The following is an 18,713-nucleotide window of genomic DNA, read 5'->3' as shown; positions in this document are numbered from 1 at the left end:
TGGTCGCGGGCGAGTTCCGCCGCGTCCCGGTTCCCCGCATGCCCGGCCGGGACCGAGCACATCCGCGTGGCCCGCCACTCGGCCGGCCATTCCTGCACGACCCTCTCGGCCCGCTCGACCATTTCAGCGATGATGCCTACGTCGACGCCACGGGAGGCGTACAGGACCGCCTCGGCCTTCATCCGCACCAGCACATGATTGTCGGAACGCCTCCTCCACCCGACCAGGACGGCGGTCTCCTTCCGGGGCGACCCCGACCCGCACGCCCCCACCGCATCCGAAACAGCACAGGAAACCCACGGAAAACACGATTTCGTTTCATGTCAACCTATCTTCAAGCTGCACTATTCTGCAGTATGCAGCTTGTCATAATCTAGAGAATGTGTGGATTGTACTTGGGAAATCGGGGGGGAAGATCGGCACGATGATATCCTTGCGCAATAATCTGTACATGAACTCAGTGACACCCATGTCATAGAAACACCATTCCGGGGCGCGACTATCCATGATCACAACACATCCCCCAGTGCCAGATGGCATCCAATAACAAACATCACCATTATCTGTCATGGCCCATACTAGGAGATCATCGATCGATTCGATGCGATCTGGCAGTCGTTCTCCACTGGCGTTGACTGTATGCAGAGCGTCGCGTTGCGCACGAGTCTGAAAGCGAGCATCCAAGTATTTGTTTTCATTATTCAATGACAAGAGATAAAGAAAGTCATCAAAATACCCCGGGCCATAGGTGTTGACAAGGGTGGTATAACTTTCCGGAAATTCACCACTGTCGTCCTGTGTTGAACCGTTTGAAATATTGTGGGCATTACTCGGCGGGACTATCTTGACGAGTTCATTCAACCATTCCATGCTATTTACCTCCATTTAAAATGGATACACCTAAATTGAGGCAGTTCGATCCGTCTGCCGTAAGTGTCACCCCTCGAGGTACCAGATCATCGCCCTTGTATATAGGAGTTGACGTATAATCAACCTCTGCGCCTGCGTCAAGTGCTTTTCTGACTTGGTTTTCATATCCACGCATCACAGGGGTGTTGGTGGGATTTTGAGTCAGGGTAACAACATTTCTTGGATTGGTTCCATCTCCACCAAGCTGTGCTCCTAAGAGATGCCCCCTGGCCTGACCTGCGGAACCGCCCTCAAATCCTGGAGGCTTGAGACTCGGCGGAACCTTGCTGCCAGTTCCGACCATGTCGGGCGTAAGATGCGCCGTGACCCCCGTTGGCCTTTCAAGATCATCCAATTCCCCCATATTCACTGAACCCTGACCGGTCACTTCGCATCCGTTGTTGTGGACGAGGATGGGTTGTCCGGTGGTGGTGGCCACGTGGTAGTTGTGGTGGCCGGTGATGGCGAGGTTGTGGACGGTCTCGGTTCGTCCGGTGGCCTGGATCGACACCACCTTGGTGACTTGGCCGTCGGGGGTGTGGAGGGTGTCGCCCTCGTGGAGGTCCGAGGCCGGTGTGTAGCCGCGGCCCTGGACGTGGAACGGGTGGGTGGCCGTGGTCTCGACGGTGCCGCTGGTGGTGGTGACCCGCAGGGTGGGGACCTTCTCGTGGGTGAAGGTCTGTTCCACGGTCGCCGCCACGTCCTGGCCGGTGGCGGGGTCGTGGGCGAGGACCTGCTCGCCGGCCTGGACCTGGTCAATGCGCTTGGTCGAGCCGTCGGCCATGAGGACGGGGGTGTCGGGTGTGAAGCAGCCGTAGCGGGCGATGCCGGTGACGTGGGACAGGGCCCCGCCGGCGCCGCCGCCGAGGGCTCCTTGGCCTGCGCCTTGGCCGACGGCTTGGGCGAACCCGGCGGGGGTGATGGGTTGGCCGCTGGTGAGGTATTGGAGGCCGTTGCCGGCGCCGCCGTCGATGGCTCCTTCGACGGCGCCGGTGAGGATGTTCTTGCCGAGGCAGCTGGTCATGCCGGCGGTGGCTCTGGCGGCCGCGGCGGAGGCGCCGCCGCCGATGAGGCCGGTCGCGGCGCCGACGGCGCCGTCGCGCAGGACGGTGCCCCAGTCCACGGTGCCGTTGGCCGATTTCTGGGACCAGATGCTGCCGCCGGCGCTGGTGAGGGCGCCGGCCATCATCGCGGCGCCGATGGGCCCGCCGACGCCTGTGCACATGACCGCGACACCCGCTGCGACCATGGCGCCGGCGGCGATGTACTCCCAGTTGTCGGACAGCCAGTTCCCGGCCGCGCTCGCGGCGTTCTGCAGCATCCCGTTCGAGGCCTGCTGGTAGGCGCGCAGGTCGTCCTCGGACACCGGCCGCAGCCCGGACGGATCGACCAACCCGACCGGATCATTACCCGCGAACGAGTACGGGTTGGCCGCCCACGCGGCCCCGGTGACGGGTTCGAGGGGATCGACCGACAGGAAACCCCTCGTGGCGGGGTCGTAGACCCGGGCGCCCATCCAGCCGAGGCCCGCGGCCTGCAGGGTCCCGTCGGCGCCGACCCCGACGTCCGCCGCCCCGGGCCCTGCGTCGGTCATGGCGCCGGGTTCGGGGGCTGCGGGCGCGGCCGGGCCGGCGGCGGTGGGGGCTTGTTCCCAGAGCCTGCTCTGGAGGGCTTCGGGGCCTGCCAGCAGGCCGGGGGCCTGGGCGGCGGGCCCGTCGGTGTCGGGCACGAGCCACACCGTGTCGTCGCCGCCCGTCCGGGTGGTGAGGGCGGTGGCGGCGAGGGCGTCGGTGACGGTTCGGGCGCCGATCTGGGCGAGCGCGGGCCAGGCGGCGGCGGTGTCCCAGTGGACGGGCTGGTCTCCTGCGGCGGCGAGCAGACCGCCGGCGTCGACGTGGAGCCGGGTGCGGCGGGCCCGGACCTGGTCGCCGTGGCGGCTGACGCGGGTGACCTGGGCCAGGAAACCGCGCGGATCCCAGTCGAAGAGGCGTTCCCCGTCGGGCCCGGTCTCGCGGACGCGGCGCCCGGACGGGTCGTAGTCATAGGTCAGGCGCGTGCCGTCGGGACAGCGGGTCCAGACCAGCTGGCCGGCCCGGTCGTAGCCGTGACGGGTCACCTGGCCGTCGCAGGTCTCGGCGACCAGCCGCCCTCCGGCGTCCCACTCGTAGCTGGTGCGGGTGCCCTCGCTCGTGACCGCCCCGGTCAACTGCCCGGCCCGGTCATAGGCGTACTCGGTGCGCAGCCCGTCGCGCACGTCGGCCGTGACGCGCCCGTCCCGGTCGCGTTCGACACGGGTCTGCTGGATGAAACCGCGCCGGTTCACCCGGTTCGCGACCACGGCGCCGTCGTGCCAGGTCCAGGTGGCGTCCAGCCCGGGCCCGTGCACGCCGACGACCCGGCCGAGCCGGTCACGGTCGATCCGCACCCGGCCGAGGCCCGGCCGGACGATCGCGGCGAGCCGGTTGTTCGCGTCGTACTCGTACCCGGTACTACTGCCGTCGGGCAGGTGCATGCCGGTGCGCCGCCCGCCGATGTCGTAGCTGTAGGACACGCCGACACCGTCACGCAGCCGCCGGGCGAGGTTGCCCTGCCCGTCCCAGGCGGTCTCGACCCGCTCGCCGTCGGCGCTGGTCCAGGTGAGGGTGCGGGCCGCGAAGTCCCGCTCCACCCTGGTCAGCAGCCGCCCGTCGGCCAGGGTGCGCTCCAGCCGGCCGGCCCGGTCGTAGCACCACTCCAGACGCCGCCCGCCCGCATCGGTGCGGGATGCGAGCCGGCCGGTCCTGTCGTAGCTGTAACTGGTCGTTCTGCCGAGCGGGTCTGTCCGGGAGACCAGCCGGCCCATCGGGTCGAACGCGCGTTCGGTGCGGGCCCCGGTCGTGTCGACGGTCGCGACCTGCCGGCCCGCCTCGTTGTACTCGAACCGGGTGACCCCGCCCAGCGCGTCGGCGGCCCAGATCAGCTGGCCCGCCTCGTCGTAACCGAACCGGCGCCGCCCGTTCCACCGGTCATGCACCCACACGATCCGGCCGCACCGGTCGTAGCCGAACCGCACCACCCCGCGGCCGGGCTGACGGCGCGCCACGATCCGCCCGCACGCGTCGAACCGGGTGGACACGGTCTCCCCGGTCGGCCAGACCTCACCGACGATCCGCGAATCCGCGTCATGGACGATCTCGTAACGGTCCCCGCCGGTGCTGACCGTCGCGGCCCAGCGCCCGCACTCGTCCCACTCGTACCGGTACGACCTGCCGGTGGGCTGGGTCACCTCGACCACCCGGCCCGCCGCGTCCCGTCCGAACCGGGTCGTCGCCCCGGCCGCGTCCATCGTCTCGACCAGCCGCCCGCACAGGTCGTACCGGTTCACCCGGGTGCCACCATCGGGCCCCGTGACCGACATCAACCGGCCCAACCGGTCGTACACCGCGGCCGCATCATCACCGCCATCGGTGACGGCCACCGGGGCGCCGAAGGGCCCGCGGGCCACCCGCCGTTCAACACCGGTCGGGTCGGTCGTGGCGGCCAGCATGCCGTCGGGCCCGTACCCCATGGCCCACTCGCCGCCGCCGCCATCACGCATGCCGGTCAGACGCGACAGGCCGTCGTAGCCGAACTCCCACGTCGAACCGTCCGGCAGCTCCACCGCCGCCAGGTTCCCCAGACCGTCACAACGCTCGCCCACGACCCGGCCCAGCGGATCCGTCGTCCGCTCCCGCTCACCATGGTCGCCGTGCTCGATCAGCGTGCGCCCGCCCTCGGGGTCCACCACCGCCGTCAAGCGGCCCGCGGCCGTGTACTCGAACCGCGTCCGGGCCCCGTCCGGATCCGTCCGCGCGGCCAGACGCCCACCCGGGTCGTAGACGAACTCGGTGCGGTGCCCCAGCGGAGTGACCGCCGCGGTGACCCGCCCGGCCCGGTCATGCTCCAGCCGGGCCGTGCTGCCCGCCGCGTCCGTCGAGGTCACCAGGTCGCCGTGCTCGTCATAGCCGAAACGCACCCGTACCCCGGTGGGGTCGGTGACCTGCATCAGCAGCCCGCCGCGCCACACCATGGACGTGACACCGCCCTCGGCATCCACCACCCGGCACGGCCTGCGCTGGCCCGCCTCGTACTCGTAGCTGGTCACCGCAACCCGGCCCGCAGCCCCACCGGCAACGCCGCCGGTGCCGCCGGTGGTGTCGTCGTTGTCGGCGCCGGTCACGCGGGTGCGCACGAGCCGGTCCAGCCCGTCCCACTCCTGGTCGACCCTGGCGCCCGAGGGAAGACGCCGCGTCACCAGACGGCCCCGCCCGTCGTACACCGACACCGTCTCGGCCCCGTCCCGGCCGCGCACCAGCACCGGGTTCCCGTGCCGGTCGTAGCCGGTGGACTGACGACGCCCGTCGGCGTCCACCAGGCCCACCAGGCGGCCGTTGCGGTCATGGATCCACGTGTTGCCCCGCGAACCGTCCTCGTCACTGGTGACGGTGACACCGCCGGACAGGTACGCGTACCGGGTGATGCGCCCGAAACGCGAACGCTGCCGCGACACCCGGCCCCGCTCGTCGTAGTTGTTGGTGACCTCGACGACACCGTCGGCGTCGATGACCGACTCGATCAGCCCCGCCCCGTTCCACCGGTAGTGCCGCGCCCCGCCGCCACCACGGGCCTCGACCAGGCGCCCGGACCCGTCATAGACGTAGTCGACCCGACGGCCGTCATCGGCCACCACCGCGCTCACGCGCCCCCCGACACCAGCACCGGCATCGTCACCGCCGCCTGCGGTGTCGCCGCCGACGGTGTCGTCCCACACGACGTCGAGGGCCCGGCCCCACTCGTGCGTCAGCCGCACCAGACGCCCCTGCCGGTCGTACGACAACTCGACACCGGTGCCCTCGCCCTCACTGGTGCTGCGCACCCGTCCCGCCGCATCGACCCGCCACACCAGACCCCACGACGAGGACATCCGCCAGCCGCCGCCGGGCACCGCGGCCAGCCACAGGTTCTCCCCGGCAGCCCGGCCCCAGCCGTCGCCCAGACGCGGGAACACGATCACCCGGCCGTCGAACAACCGCAGCCTCGCGCCCTCCCCGTCAACCGTCAACCCGGCCTCGCACCACGACGACCAGCCCGGCCCGAAACCCCCGACCCCCGGGTTCAACGCGCTGTACGACCGCCGCCACGACAGGCCCCCGGCCGGCCCGGCGAACCCCAGGTCGTCCTCGACCTCCACGAAATTACCGGTGAACGCGTTCACCGGATCATCCGCATAACCCGTCGTCGGAGGCGAACCATAGGCCGTGGGCGGATCAACCCGCAGATCCTCCCGGCCCGCCTGCACCCCCGCAGCCGCCAACGAGGCCTCGATTGCCGCATCCGGCACGGCCGCCACGCCATCCCCGGCGCCGGCCGCCTCGAACGCGCCCGCCACCACATCGGCCCACTTCGCGTCGTTCTCGTTCTGCTCCAACCACGAACCCAACGCCCCGATCACGCTCGACGCGTCCAACGTCGCCCACGAACACGCCTCCGCGAAATCATCACAATGGCCCGTCAGGGTCCCGGCCGTCCCCGACAACTCGCCGTCGGCCGCCCTCGAACTCGACGCGAAACCCCGCAGATTCGACGGGCTCCCGCTCGACACCCCGCCCGACGGCCCCGAACCCGTCAACTCCTGACGCGCCGCAGGAGCAGCCGCCGCCACCGACTCCGACGCCGACGAGTCCCTCTCATCGTCGGAGATCTCCTCGAACGGCGGCTCCTCACCACCAGTGAACCTGTCGACGAACTTCTCGACCCTGTTCCGGTCGGCCTGCCGCTGCGCCCACTCCCGGGCCTGCCGGCGCCGGTCGTTCTCCGCCCGCGCCTTCTCGTCCAGGGTCGTGACCCTGGACGCCACCAGACGCAGATTCGACACGATCTCGTCCAGGTCGCCCAGCTGCGTCGTTCCGTTCTCGCCGAACAATGTCGAGTAATAACCCTGGAAATCGATCAGTCCGCCCGAACGGTAACCCGCCCGCGACCCCCGCTGGCCCTCCACCGCCGTCGCCGCGGCCCGGAACGCCGCCTCCAACGACGCCGACACGTCGAAGTCATAATCGACATCCGGCATGCCCCTCAAACCGTCGAGATTCGCCTCGTCAACCTTCACCGCAACGCCTTTCCACAAAGGGGGTGGCCCCCAACGCCGGGGGCAGTGGAACAACGCACCACGAGATCGACCACGACGAGATCGACCACGACCGCGCTCCCCGACACGCTACCCACAAGCAACAACACCGGTCAACCCACAACCCGGACCCCGAACCGCGGCCACCCCCGCCCCCGTGGAACCACGCCGAAACGCCCGGCGGAACGCCGTTGGATCCGCTGGCCGCCCCCGCGCCCGCGGAGCCACGATCGAGCAGGACGGGAACCGTCGGCGCCTCGACCGCTCCCGACGCCCCCGGACGCCACGGCGGCGCCCCGCGTCTCCGTGGGGCGGCCGGCAATGTTGGTCCAGCGCGTTGTCACCGTGCACGGCGCCCCGCGTCTCCGTGGGGCGGCCCCTCCGGGACGCGGAGGGCGCTTCGGGCGCGGCGGCGTCCCCGCGTCGGCGTGAGTCGTGCCCCGGTCCGAGGCGACGAGGCCGGTCCCGTCCTGCGCGGCGCCCCGCGCTCGCCTCGTCGGATCCTCGGAGCGGCCGTCGGGTCGTCGGCGAACTATTATTACAATCATCCTGTAATTAATTGAGCACGGCGGCCCCGGCCGCCCGACCGGAGGAGACCGACATGGCCGACCTGCCCATCACCGAGACCCATCACGACTGCGGCTGCGGCGGGCGCGCCGCCGAGGAGCCCGAGCTCGACGCCACCCGGATCCCGCACGAGATCCGTCACGCCGCCATCCTCGGCGCCCTCCGGGGCATCGGCGCGGGTGGTTCGATGGTCCTCGTCGCCCCGCACGACCCGCTGCCGCTGCTCGCCCAGATCGACGACTCCTGGCCGGGCGTCTTCGTCCGCGAGTACGTCCAGGCGGGCCCCGACGCCTGGAGGATCCGCTTCACCCGCAGGGCCTGACCCCGATGGCCGGCATCCCCCGTGCGCGCCGCGCCGCCGCGCCCCCGCCCGAGCCGACCGGTGCGGCGCGCGAGCGCGTCGTGTCGGCGCTCCTGGGGGCGCCCGGCCCGCTGCCCATCGACGACATCGCCGCGGGCGCGGGCATGCCCTCCACCACGGTGCGCTTCCACCTGAACCGTCTCGTCGAGGAGGGCTTCGTCGCCGCCGCCAGGGCGGGCGCGGCCGGTCGGGGCCGCCCCCGCATGCTCTACGCCGCCACCGACAAGGCCTTCAGCGCCGGCCCGCAGAACGACCGGCTGCTCGCCGACGTCCTCATCCATCACCTCGTGCGCGAGAGCGACGACCCGGCGGGCGCCGCCGAGCGGGCCGGGCGCGGGTGGGCCGAGGAGGTGCTCGAGGCGGGGGCCGTGGCCCCCGGCGACGGCGCCGACGACCCGGCCCGCCTGGTGGGGCTGCTCGACGACTGGGGATTCTCGCCCGTCATGGCCGACGGCCCCGGCGCCGAGGACGGCGACCGGAGGACCATCGAGCTGTGCCGCTGCCCCTTCGCCCACGGCGTCGAGCAGCAGCCCGACGCCGTCTGCCCGGTGCACCGCGGGATCGCCGCCGGCGTGCTCGAACGGCTCGGCGGCGCCTGGCGGGTGGTCGACCTCGTGCCGCACAGCCCGCCCGGGCGGTGCTCGCTCACCTGCTGCCGGGCCGGCCGCTGAGGCCGCGTCCCGGAGTCCGTCACCGATCCCACGAAAGAGCACCATGCCGCAGACCACATCGTCGCAGGCCACATCCGTGTCCGCCCCGGCGGCCGCGTCGGGGCGGACCCCCGGCGGTCGGCTGCGCCGCGTCCTCCTCCTCGTCCCGTGCGGGCTGGCCATGCTCATGGGGGTGGACGCCGCGCTCGCCCTGCTGGGCCTGCCCGCCCCACTGAGCGGCGATCGCCTCACGAGCGGGCACGGCATGCTCATGGTGATCGGCTTCGTCGGGGCCCTGATCGCCCTCGAGCGCTCGGCCGCGATCGGGCGCTGGTGGGCCCACGCCGCACCCGTGTGCATGGCCCTCGGCCCGCTGCTCACCCTCGTGGGGCCGCTGCCGGTGCGCGCCGGCAGGGCCGTCATGGTCGCTGGCTGCCTCGTCCTGTGCGTCGACTACGTCGTGCTGTGGAGCCGCAACCGGGAGCCCCTCGTCGCCGTCCAGATCGGCGGCGGCATCTCGGCGCTGTGCGGGACGATCGTCTGGCTCGGCGGCGCGGCGGTCCCGAGCCTCGTCCCCTTCCTCATCCCGTTCCTCGTGCTCACGGTCGTCGCCGAGCGCCTCGACCTGTCGCGCATCGGCCAGCTGGCCTGGACCCCGGGCAGGCGGCGCCGCCACGAGGACTCGCTGGTGCTCCTGTCCGCCCTGTCCGTGCTGGTCGGGCCCGCGGCGATGGCCCGGCCCACGATCGGGCTGCCGGCCCACGGCCTCGTCCTCATCGCGCTGGCGGCGCAGTCGGCCTCCGGCGACGTCGCCCGCCGCGGCGTGAGGGTGGCCGGGCCCGGCCGTTTCACGGCGATGATGATCCTGGCCGGCTACGGCTGGCTCGTCGTCACGGGCCTCCTGCTGCTCCGGCCCGCCCTGTCGGGCCTGCACTACGACGCGACGCTGCACGCCGTCTTCCTCGGCTTCGTCCTGTCGATGGTCGCCGCCCACGCCTCGACGATCCTGCCCACGCTGCTCGGCGTGCGGATGCGCTTCGTCGCCGGTTTCTGGGGCGTCGGCCTGGTGCTGCACCTGAGCCTGCTCGTGCGCATCGGAGCCGATCTGGCCGGCTCCGAGCACTGGCGCCAGGTGGGCGGCCTGGGCAACATCGCAGCCCTGCTCGGTCTCGTCGCCGTGGCCGTCTGGTCGTCCGTGGTCCGGGACGCCGCCGAGGCCGAGCGGCCCCCGTCCGCGCGGGGCGGCCCCGGCCCGGTCGGCGGGGGAGCCCCCGACAACCCGCCCGCCATGACGATCCCGAGGACCGACGCATGAACATCGAGAGCACGGAGCCGGCCGGCCGTCGGAACGCAGACTCCGGGAACGTCCGCGGGAAGCCCCGCGGGCTGGCCTCGAGGCGGGTGTGGCACCGCATGTCGGCCGTCCTCGTCTGCCTCTGGGCGCTCGTCGCCCTCGCCGGGACGATCGGGCGGCGCTGGCGTCCCGACCTCGGCTGGATCGGGCTGCACGCCGCTGCGCTCGGCGTCGCCACCAATGCGGTCGTCGTGTGGAGCGACTACTTCACCGTCGCCCTCATGCGCAGCCCGTCCACTCGCCGCGCCCCGCAGATCGCGATCCTCTCGGCGCTCAACGTCGGCGTCCTCGCCCTCATGGGCGGCATCGAGGCGGGCGTCGGACCGCTGCAGGCCGTCGGCGCGCTGCTGTGCGTCCTGGCGGTCATCGGCCACGTCGTCAACCTGGGCGTGCGCTCGGCGGGGGCCCTGGCCACGCGCCTGGGGAGGACCGTGCTGGCCCACTACGTCGTCTGCGGCTGCTGGTTCGTCGTCTGCGGAGTGCTCGGCTTCCTGATGACCTCCGCCGGCGGCAGCCATCTCGGCGTCCTCCTGCTCCCGCACATCGCCGCCGGCGTCCTCGGCTGGCTCGGGTTGGCCGTCGTGGGCACGCTGCTCACCCTGTGGCCGACGATGCTGCGCACCCGCATGGTGCCCGGCGCCGAGGCCGACGCCCGCCGCACCCTGCCCCTGCTCTGCCTCGCCGTCGCCGCGACCGGCCTGGGCGGGGCCGCCGCGCAGGGCTGGATCTCGGCGCTCGGCCTGTTCGGCTACACCGCCTGCGTCGGCGTGACGATCCACGCCATGTGGGTGGCCTCGAGGGTGAAGCGCCCGGTCAGCCATGCCGCGCGCTCGGTCATCTGCGGCATGGCCTGGCTCGTCGGGACGCTCGTCGTGGCCGCCGTCCTCATGGCCGCCAGCGCCGACCGCCGACGGATGCTGACGGTCCTGCCGCGCCTGGCCTGGCCCCTCCTGGGCGGCTTCGCGGCGCAGCTCATCGTCGGCTCCCTGTCGTACCTGCTGCCGGTCATCATCGGCGGGGGCCCGGGCCTCGTGCGCCGCCGCAACGCCGTCATGGACACCCTCGGCGACGCCCGCCTGGTCAGTTCGAACGTCGCCGGTCTCGCCCTGCTGGCCCCGCTGCCGCCCGCCGCCCGCGCCGCGGCGCTGGCCATTCTGGCGGCCAACGTCCTGTTCTTCTTCGCGATGGTCGCCCGCTGCGGCACGGTCGGGGAGCCCCTGCCGCCCGCCACGGACGGCACGATGGCCGAGCGCGGCCGCCGCCTCACCTGGATCCTCGGCGCGGGCGTCGTGGCGCTGGCCATGTCGGTCGCCGCCGCCGTCTCGCCCCCGACGGCGGCCGGTCGTCCCGGAGGCGGCGCTGCGGCGGGGTCCGACGTCTCGAACGCCCCCGTCCAGCGGGTCTCGGTCACCGGCGCGGACATGCGGTTCACGCCCGACAGGATCTCGGTCGCCGCGGGCACGCGCCTGATCGTCACCGTGACGAACACCGACACCGGGGGTCAGGTGCACGACCTGACCCTCGGCAGCGGGGTGAGCAGCGGGCTCCTCCCGCCCGGCGCGACCGCCGAGGTGGACGCCGGGGTCATCACCGCCTCCCAGGAGGCCTGGTGCTCGGTGGCGGGGCACCGCCAGATGGGCATGGTCCTGCGGATCGTCGTGGACGGCGCCGCCGCGCCCGCCGGTCAGGACCCGTCCGGCTCGTCCCCGGGCGACCACGCCGTGCTCGACCCGGACGCGACGATGAGCGTCGGGGCCCGCGACGCCGCGTTGCCCCCGGTCCCGAGCGGAACCGTCCACGACGTCCACCTGGAGGTCACGGAGCAGGTCGTCGAGGTCGCCCCCGGCGTGCGCCAGCTGCGCTCCATGTACAACGGCCGGGCCCCGGGGCCGATCCTGCACGGGCGCCTCGGCGACACCTTCGTCGTGACGCTCACGAACTCCGGGTCGATGGGCCACTCCATCGACTTCCACGCCGGCGACATCTCCCCTGACGACCCGATGCGCACGATCCCGCCGGGTCAGAGCCTCACGTACACCTTCACGGCGAGGCGCTCGGGCATCTGGCTCTACCACTGCTCGACCGCGCCCATGTCGTTGCACCTGGCCAACGGCATGTTCGGGGCGGTCGTCATCGACCCCGAGGGCCTGCCCGCGGTGGACGAGGAGTACGTCCTGCTCGAGTCGGAGTCCTGGTTCGGCGCTCAGGGCGCCGGCGAGGACGCCGACCGGCTGGGCGTCACCGCCCCCGACGCCGTCATGTTCAACGGTTACGCCTTCCAGTACGACGACCACCCGCTCACCGCCAGGGCGGGCGACCGCGTGCGCTTCTGGGTGCTCGACGCGGGCCCTGACGAGCAGCTCGACTTCCACGTCGTCGGCGCCCAGTTCGACACGGTGTGGAAGGAGGGCGCCTACACGCTCGAGTGCGGCCGCCAGCCGTCCCCGGAGGCGGACCCCTCGTGCGACAGCCCCGGGACGGGCGGCTCGCAGGCGCTCTCGCTGGGGGCGGCCGAGGGCGGCTTCGTCGAGCTCGTCGCCGGCGAGCCGGGGCACTACAGCTTCGTCAACCACTCGTTCTCCTACGCCGAGAAGGGCGCCCACGGCGTCCTCGAGGTGACCGCGGGGTAGCCGCGCCGGGCGGCAGGCGCCTGCTCGTCCCCCCTCGTACGGGCCGCGGTGCGGGCGGCGCCGGCCCCGGGCGCTCGTCGCGGGCCTGCCGGAGGCGGGGCCCGAATCGTCGGCGGGGGCTAATACCCTGGTTCCCGTGAGCGATCCAGCAGAGGACATCGAGCCCGTCGACGCCGTCGATGACGGTTTCTTCGTGCAGACCGGCCCGAGTCTCTTCGGCGACGACGAGCCGCCCGCGCCCGCCGCGCCCGTCGAGCCGGCGGCCGGCGCCGAGGCTGGCCCCGACGAGGAGGGCGAGCCCGCCGACGAGAGCTTCGACCCCGACGACCCCTCCCTCGGGGAGCCCGACGACGGGCAGGAGCCGGACGCGGCCGTCGACGAGGGCCCCGACGCCGAGATCACCGCCCCCTCCTTCGCCCCGGCCCCCGACCCGGAGGCCGCCATCGAGGCCCGCGTCGAGCAGGAGGCGTCGGACGCCCAGCTCGCCCTCTACCGCCGCTACCGCCCCGACACCTTCGACCAGGTGATCGGCCAGGAGCACGTCACCGAGCCGCTCATGCGCGCCATCGCCAACGGCAGGGTCAGCCACGCCTATCTGTTCAGCGGCCCGCGCGGCTGCGGCAAGACCACGAGCGCCCGCATCCTGGCCCGCTGCCTCAACTGCGAGGAGGGGCCCACGCCGGCGCCCTGCGGTCGCTGCCGCAGCTGCCGCGACCTCGCCACCGGGGGCCCGGGCAGCATCGACGTCATCGAGATCGACGCCGCCTCGCACGGCGGTGTCGACGACGCCCGCGACCTGCGCGAGGGCGTCTACTTCGCGCCCGTCCACTCGCGCTACAAGATCTACATCATCGACGAGGCCCACATGGTCACCCCGGCGGGCTTCAACGCCCTGCTCAAGGTCGTCGAGGAGCCCCCGGCGCACGTGAAGTTCATCTTCGCCACCACCGAGCCCGACAAGGTCATCGGCACGATCCGCTCGCGCACCCACCACTACCCGTTCCGGCTGGTGCCGCCGAAGGTGCTCACCGGCTACCTCCAGCGCATCTGCGACGAGGAGCACGTTCGGGTCGAGGCGGGCGTGCTGCCGCTCGTCGTGCGGGCCGGGGCCGGTTCGGTGCGCGACTCGCTGTCGGTGCTCGACCAGCTGCTCGGCTCGGCCGGCGAGGACGGCGTCGGCTACCGGCAGGCCGCCGCCCTGCTCGGCTACACGCCCGACGCCCTGCTCGACGAGATGATCGACGCCTTCGCGGCCGGCGACGGCAGGGGCGTCTTCGGCGCGATCGACAGGGTCATCGAGGTAGGCCAGGACCCCCGTCGCTTCGCCGAGGACCTTCTCACCCGGCTGCGCGACCTCGTCATCATCGCCCAGGTGCCCGATGCCCTCAGCTCGGGGCTCCTCGACGTCGCCCCCGACCTGGCCGACCGTCTCGCCCAGCAGGCGGCGCGCTTCGGTGCCGGCGAGCTGACCCGCGGCGCCCAGGTCATCGCGGAGGGCCTCACCCGGATGCGCGGCACCACGGCCCCCCGCCTCTACCTGGAGCTCATGTGCGCGCGGGTGCTCGTGCCCGGCGCCGACGCCGCGGAGAACGGCACCGCCGCCCGCCTCGACCGTCTGGAGCGCCGCCTCGGAGTCGTCGGCGCGGCCCCCGCACCGGCCCCGGCCGACGGCCCCGTCGTCCCGCCGGGCGCATCCGCTCCGCCGGGCGCTCCGTCCGCGGAGGACGAGCGGCTCGCCGGCCGGCCCCCGCGCCCCTCGCCCGCCCCCGCCCCCGTGCAGGACGCGCCCTCGGCGCCGGGCACGGCCCCCGCGGCCCGGCGTCCGGCCGGCGCTCCGGCGGCCCCCTCCGTCGGGCGGCTCCCCGACCGCGGGGCCCCCGGTTCCCGCCCCGGGGTTCCCGCCGCCCAGCGTCCGGCGGGGCGGCCCCCCGCGGACGCACCGGCGCCGGAGCGCCCGTCCCGGTCCGACCGGTCGCAGGACCATCAGGATCCCGGCGCCGCGGCCGGCGCCGCGGCGGCGCAGGTCACGACGGCCCAGCTGCGCCAGATGTGGCCGCAGGTCCTCGAGGCGGTCAAGAACCGCCGCCGCTTCGCCTGGATGACACTCGGCCCCAACGCCCAGGTGCTCGACGTCACCTCCGGCCGCCTCACCCTGGCCTTCAACAACCCCGGTGCCCGTGAGTCCTTCGTCTCGCACGGCGGCTCCGAGGTGCTCCACGCGGCGCTCATCGATGTCATCGGCGCGGCCCTCGAGATCGACACCGTCATCGAGGGGCGGGCCGCCGTCGACGACCTCACGCGGCGGGGCGGCCCCTCGGGAGGCGGCGGTCCGAACCCTTCTGAGCGGGCGTCTGCTCAGGCCCGGCAGACGCCCGCCGATCCCGCGGGGGCCGCGAGCGGTGCCGAGCCGGGCCGTGACCCGTGGGCCGAGCCCGATCCCGCCGCCGTCCCGGACGCCCCCGCCGGGGGCCCGAGCGGGGCCGCCGCGCCCCCCGGGCCGTCCCCGTCCCCGCCGCCCGCACCGGTGCACCACGTCCTCGAGCCGCCCGCCGGGCCCGAGGATGCGCACGACCCCGACGCTGACGTGAGCATGGACGACGCCCCCGTCGAGGAGTCCGACGGCTCGGCCGCCCAGCTGCTCATCGACGAGCTGGGGGCCGAGCTCATCGAGGAGATCCCGAACGAGCCCGCCTTCTGATCGGGGCGCCCGCGCGGGCACGGGGCCCGTCTCCGCGGGCTGCGTACCATGGACTGAGCGCCGGTCGGCCCACCGTCGGCCCCGGTCGTCCCGGCACGAAAGGCGGATGATGTTCCCCGAGGGTATGGATGTGAACGCCCTGCTGGAGCAGGTCCAGCAGGTGCAGGCCCGGCTCCAGGAGGCACAGCGCGACCTGGCGGCCACGAGCTTCACCGGCACCGCCGGCGGCGAGCTCGTCGAGGCCACCGTCAGGGGCAGCGGGGAGCTGACGGGCCTCGTCATCAGCCCCGAGGCCATCGACCCGTCCGATCCCGAGAGCCTGGCCGATCTCGTCCTGGCCGCCGTGCGCGACGCCACGGCGAAGGCCTCGGCCGCCGCTCAGCAGGTCATGCCCGGCCTCGGGCAGCTGGGTCTGTGACGTGTACGACGGACCTGTCCAGGACCTCATCGACGAGCTGGGGCGGCTGCCCGGCGTGGGCCCCAAGAGCGCCCAGCGCATCGCCTTCTGGCTGCTGGAGCAGCCGCAGGCCGACATCGAGCGGCTCGCCACCGTGCTCATGACGGTCAAGGAGCACACCCGCATGTGCTCGGTGTGCTTCAACGTCACCGACGAGCAGACCTGCCGCATCTGCCGCGATCCGCGCCGCGACAGGTCGCTCATCTGCGTGGTCGAGGAGTCGAAGGACGTCGTCGCCATCGAGCGAACCCGCGAGTTCCACGGCCTCTACCACGTGCTCGGGGGCTCGATCAGCCCCATCGACGGCCGCGGCCCCGGCGATCTGCGCATCGCCGAGCTGGTGCGCCGCCTGTCCGACCCGGCGGTCGAGGAGGTCATCCTCGCCACCAACCCGAACCTCGAGGGCGAGGCCACCGCCACCTACATCTCGCGCCTGCTCGCCGACACCCCGGGCATCCGGGTCAGCAAGCTGGCCTCCGGCCTGCCGGTGGGCGGCGACCTCGAGTACGCCGACGACGTGACCCTCGGCCGGGCCTTCAACGGCCGGCGCTACGTGGGGGACGAGTAGGGGTCTCAGCGGGGCGCCTTCGAGCCCGACGGGGACCCGGAGGACTTCTGGTCCGACGCACCCTTGTTCCCGCTTCCGTTGTCGGAGGGCTTCGGCTGGTTCGTGGAGTCCCCGCCGCTCGGCGACGGGGTGGGGGTGGGGGGCACCTCGCAGGGGACGGTCACATTGCGCTCGGCGCTCCCGTCCTGCTTGACGATCAGGGTGCAGACCGGCGTCGTGCCGCCGGGCTGGACCGGGCTGGGTGTCGGCGAGCCGTTCGCACCCGGGCTCTGGAGGTAGTCCCTGTACCTCCCGCAGTCGATCGGGGAGACGCTGTCACGGCCATCTTCGGGGCTGCGCGTGACCGATCCCCCCTCCTGCGGGGAGGGGCCGCCGTTCCGCCACTCCTTCTTCAGTGTGCAGGTCTGATCCGGAGTGGCGGGCGAGCCTGGCGCCGCCGAGCTGGGACTCGTCGAGGACGGCTCCGGGCTCACGGACGGGGACGTCGTCTGCCCCGGATCGGCGGGCTGGTCCTGGTGGGTGAACTGGTCGATCACCCACTGGGGGATCGAGGCCAGCGTGTCGATGATCCGCTCGACGATGTTCTTCTCCGGTTCGGGCCCGGTGGTCTGCTCGGGTGCGGACTGCACCTCGACCGGCTGCTGGGGGGCCGGGCTCTGCTCGAGGACGGGGGCGGACGAGGGCTCCTGGGAGGGGGACTGCGAGGACGGGGACTGCGGGGAGCTCGGCGAACCCGACGGGGTCGAGGTGATCGTCACGACCGGGGTGGTGGTGGGCAGCTCGGAGTCGTTGTTGGACGTGACGATGCCGATGCCCACGCCGGCGGCCGCGATGGTGACCGCGGAGACGGCCGCGGCGACCTTCATGTGCGCGACGCGGCGCGCGCGCACCGCGAAACCGATCGCCTGATCAGCCAGGGAGGCGCTCAGGGCGGTGGCTTCGGGGGGCGTGGCCGCGAGGTCGCGCAGTTCGTCGCTGATACCCACAGAATGTCCTAACCTGTGGCCAGCCTGCGGGGCGAGGGCCCCTCCGGCCGGTCGTCATCGGGAGTGTTCGTCATCGCTCGGGCCGGGGGCTCGCCCTGCGCGGAACCGGCGTCTCCGGGCCGCTCCGGTGGCGCCTCGGCGCCGCGGTCCGGAGGCGAGAGGGAGGGGTCCCCGCGGTAGACCCTGCCCTTCGAGCCGGGCTCGTCGCCCTGCACCCAGGTGAGGCCGATCTGGGCCGCCGAGCCGACGGGCGAGCTCTCGGCCGCCGTCTCGGCGGCCGAGCTCCTGCGCGAGCGCTCGTCGAGGTGACGGCGGATCTCCACGACGGAGCCGGGCCGCCTGCGCCGCGACACCTTGAGCGGGATGAGGCCGTGCCGCTCGCGGGCGTCGGGCTCGTAGCCCTCGTCGGTCTCGCCCTCGGAGGGCATGACGACGGTGGGGGCGGCGCCCTCGCCCGACGGTTCGGCGTAGGAGCTGCCCAGCGCGCTGAAGGAGGCCAGGGCGACGCGCACCTCGCCGGTCGTGCACCCCAGGTCGCTCGCGACCTTCTGGCTGCTGCAGTCGTCGAGGACGGCGTGCACGGCGATGGCCCGGTCGGCGGGGGGAAGAGCGGCCAGACGGCGGGCGATGAAGGCCTCGCCGCTCTGCTCGCCCGCGTTCGAGGCGGGGGCCTCCTCGTAGCCCTTCTTGGCGGTGTCCTCGAGGAAGATGCGGTAGACGCGGAGCCTGACCCACTCGGCGCACTCGGCGTCGCTCGTGCGGCGCTTGTACTGCTTCAGCAGGGAGCTGGCGGTGCGATTGAGCAGGTCCTCCGCCCTCTCGCGGTCGTGGCAGAGGAGGAAGGCGGTGCGGTAGAGCGCCGGGGTGTGCTCCGCGACGAACTCGCGGTAGCCCTCTGGCACTGCCATGCACAGACTCCGAATCGCTCATGCGGGCACGGCGGTCCCGCTGTGGAGGTGAACCCCCTCAGCTTATCAATCGAGCACGAAAATTCATATCATGCCTAGTCAAAAAATCAATCTTGTTCACAGGATGGGTCCGGAGCGGCGCAGGGGGCGCTCCGTGGGCGTGTCCCGGGGCGGGGACCAGCGACGGGCCCCGGGCGCCTGCGTCGAGCGCTCGCGCGGGGCCCTCGATCGGGCCCCGAGCGCCTGTTCCGTGCCGGGGCGACGTCGGCCTCTGCGGCATGCGCCCCTCAGTGCGCCGGGACGTCCGCCATGCGGCAGGACCCTCGGGTTCTGGACGCATGTGCTGTGCCGCCTCGGGCGCGCCGGAACCGGCCCCGGGCGTCTCGATCCCGACAGGACCGGGATGCGCTCCTCGTGCGCGCCGGAACGCCGCGAACGGCCGGTCCGCGGCGGCCGGGTGGGGCTCTGCGCGGACTCGTC

The 18,713-nt window shown here is 72.8% G+C and carries 11 protein-coding genes and 1 pseudogene; 7 read left to right on the top strand and 5 right to left on the bottom strand.

All coding sequences use genetic code 11. The annotated features are described in order from the left end of the window. The 3 genes and pseudogenes from K336_RS0106655 to K336_RS19930 form a co-directional block, all read right to left on the bottom strand. Positions 1–188 (bottom strand): annotated as a pseudogene (locus K336_RS0106655) (IS630 family transposase); the annotation flags it as partial. A gap of 178 nt (positions 189–366) precedes the next feature. Continuing rightward, a complete protein-coding gene (locus tag K336_RS18540; RefSeq protein WP_123826151.1) occupies positions 367–861 on the bottom strand; it encodes a hypothetical protein in 495 nt (164 codons plus the stop codon). Between the two features lie 10 nt (positions 862–871). After that, positions 872–7,036 carry a DNA/RNA non-specific endonuclease gene (locus K336_RS19930; protein ID WP_028706601.1) on the bottom strand — a complete coding sequence of 2,055 codons (6,165 nt, stop codon included), beginning with the start codon at positions 7,034–7,036 and terminating at the stop codon, positions 872–874. 619 nt (positions 7,037–7,655) lie between these two features. Between K336_RS19930 and K336_RS0106645 the strand changes: the two genes are divergently transcribed. From K336_RS0106645 to recR, 7 genes are all read left to right on the top strand, one after another. Beyond that, entirely contained in the window at positions 7,656–7,943 is a 288-nt protein-coding gene (locus tag K336_RS0106645) for a DUF2249 domain-containing protein (protein WP_021796327.1), read from the top strand. Positions 7,944–7,948: 5 nt separating this feature from the next. Further along, the gene (locus K336_RS16945) at positions 7,949–8,653 is read left to right on the top strand and encodes a helix-turn-helix transcriptional regulator (protein WP_051245482.1); all 705 of its coding nucleotides are present in this window, start codon (positions 7,949–7,951) and stop codon (positions 8,651–8,653) included. Positions 8,654–8,696: 43 nt separating this feature from the next. After that, entirely contained in the window at positions 8,697–9,947 is a 1,251-nt protein-coding gene (locus tag K336_RS18535; RefSeq protein WP_051245481.1) for a hypothetical protein, read from the top strand. Next, complete coding sequence (locus K336_RS0106625; RefSeq protein ID WP_051245480.1) at positions 9,944–12,616, top strand: multicopper oxidase domain-containing protein; 2,673 nt, start codon at positions 9,944–9,946, stop codon at positions 12,614–12,616. Before K336_RS18535 ends, K336_RS0106625 begins: the two co-directional genes overlap by 4 nt. Positions 12,617–12,752: 136 nt before the next feature. Next, positions 12,753–15,314: a DNA polymerase III subunit gamma and tau gene (locus K336_RS15005; RefSeq protein WP_043150458.1), complete on the top strand. Its 2,562-nt coding sequence runs from the start codon at positions 12,753–12,755 to the stop codon at positions 15,312–15,314. 109 nt (positions 15,315–15,423) lie between these two features. Continuing rightward, on the top strand, positions 15,424–15,732 hold the full coding sequence (locus K336_RS0106615; RefSeq protein WP_028706599.1) for a YbaB/EbfC family nucleoid-associated protein: 309 nt from the start codon (positions 15,424–15,426) through the stop codon (positions 15,730–15,732). Between the two features lies 1 nt (position 15,733). Further along, on the top strand, positions 15,734–16,339 hold the full coding sequence (recR, locus tag K336_RS0106610) for a recombination mediator RecR (protein ID WP_028706598.1): 606 nt from the start codon (positions 15,734–15,736) through the stop codon (positions 16,337–16,339). A 5-nt stretch (positions 16,340–16,344) separates the two neighbouring features. Here recR and K336_RS0106605 read toward each other — a convergent pair whose 3' ends face one another. Together K336_RS0106605 and K336_RS0106600 are read right to left on the bottom strand one after the other, a co-directional pair. Beyond that, positions 16,345–17,325, bottom strand: a complete 981-nt coding sequence (locus K336_RS0106605; RefSeq protein ID WP_028706597.1) for a hypothetical protein — start codon at positions 17,323–17,325, stop codon at positions 16,345–16,347. Positions 17,326–17,333: 8 nt separating this feature from the next. Continuing rightward, positions 17,334–18,233 carry an RNA polymerase sigma factor gene (locus tag K336_RS0106600; protein ID WP_021797926.1) on the bottom strand — a complete coding sequence of 300 codons (900 nt, stop codon included), beginning with the start codon at positions 18,231–18,233 and terminating at the stop codon, positions 17,334–17,336. Between the last annotated feature and the right edge of the window lie 480 nt (positions 18,234–18,713).

Origin of the sequence: Propionibacterium acidifaciens DSM 21887 (genome assembly GCF_000426605.1) — a bacterium.
Taxonomy (GTDB): Bacteria; Actinomycetota; Actinomycetes; order Propionibacteriales; family Propionibacteriaceae; genus Propionibacterium; species Propionibacterium acidifaciens.
This window is presented reverse-complemented; position numbering and strand designations above follow the sequence as displayed.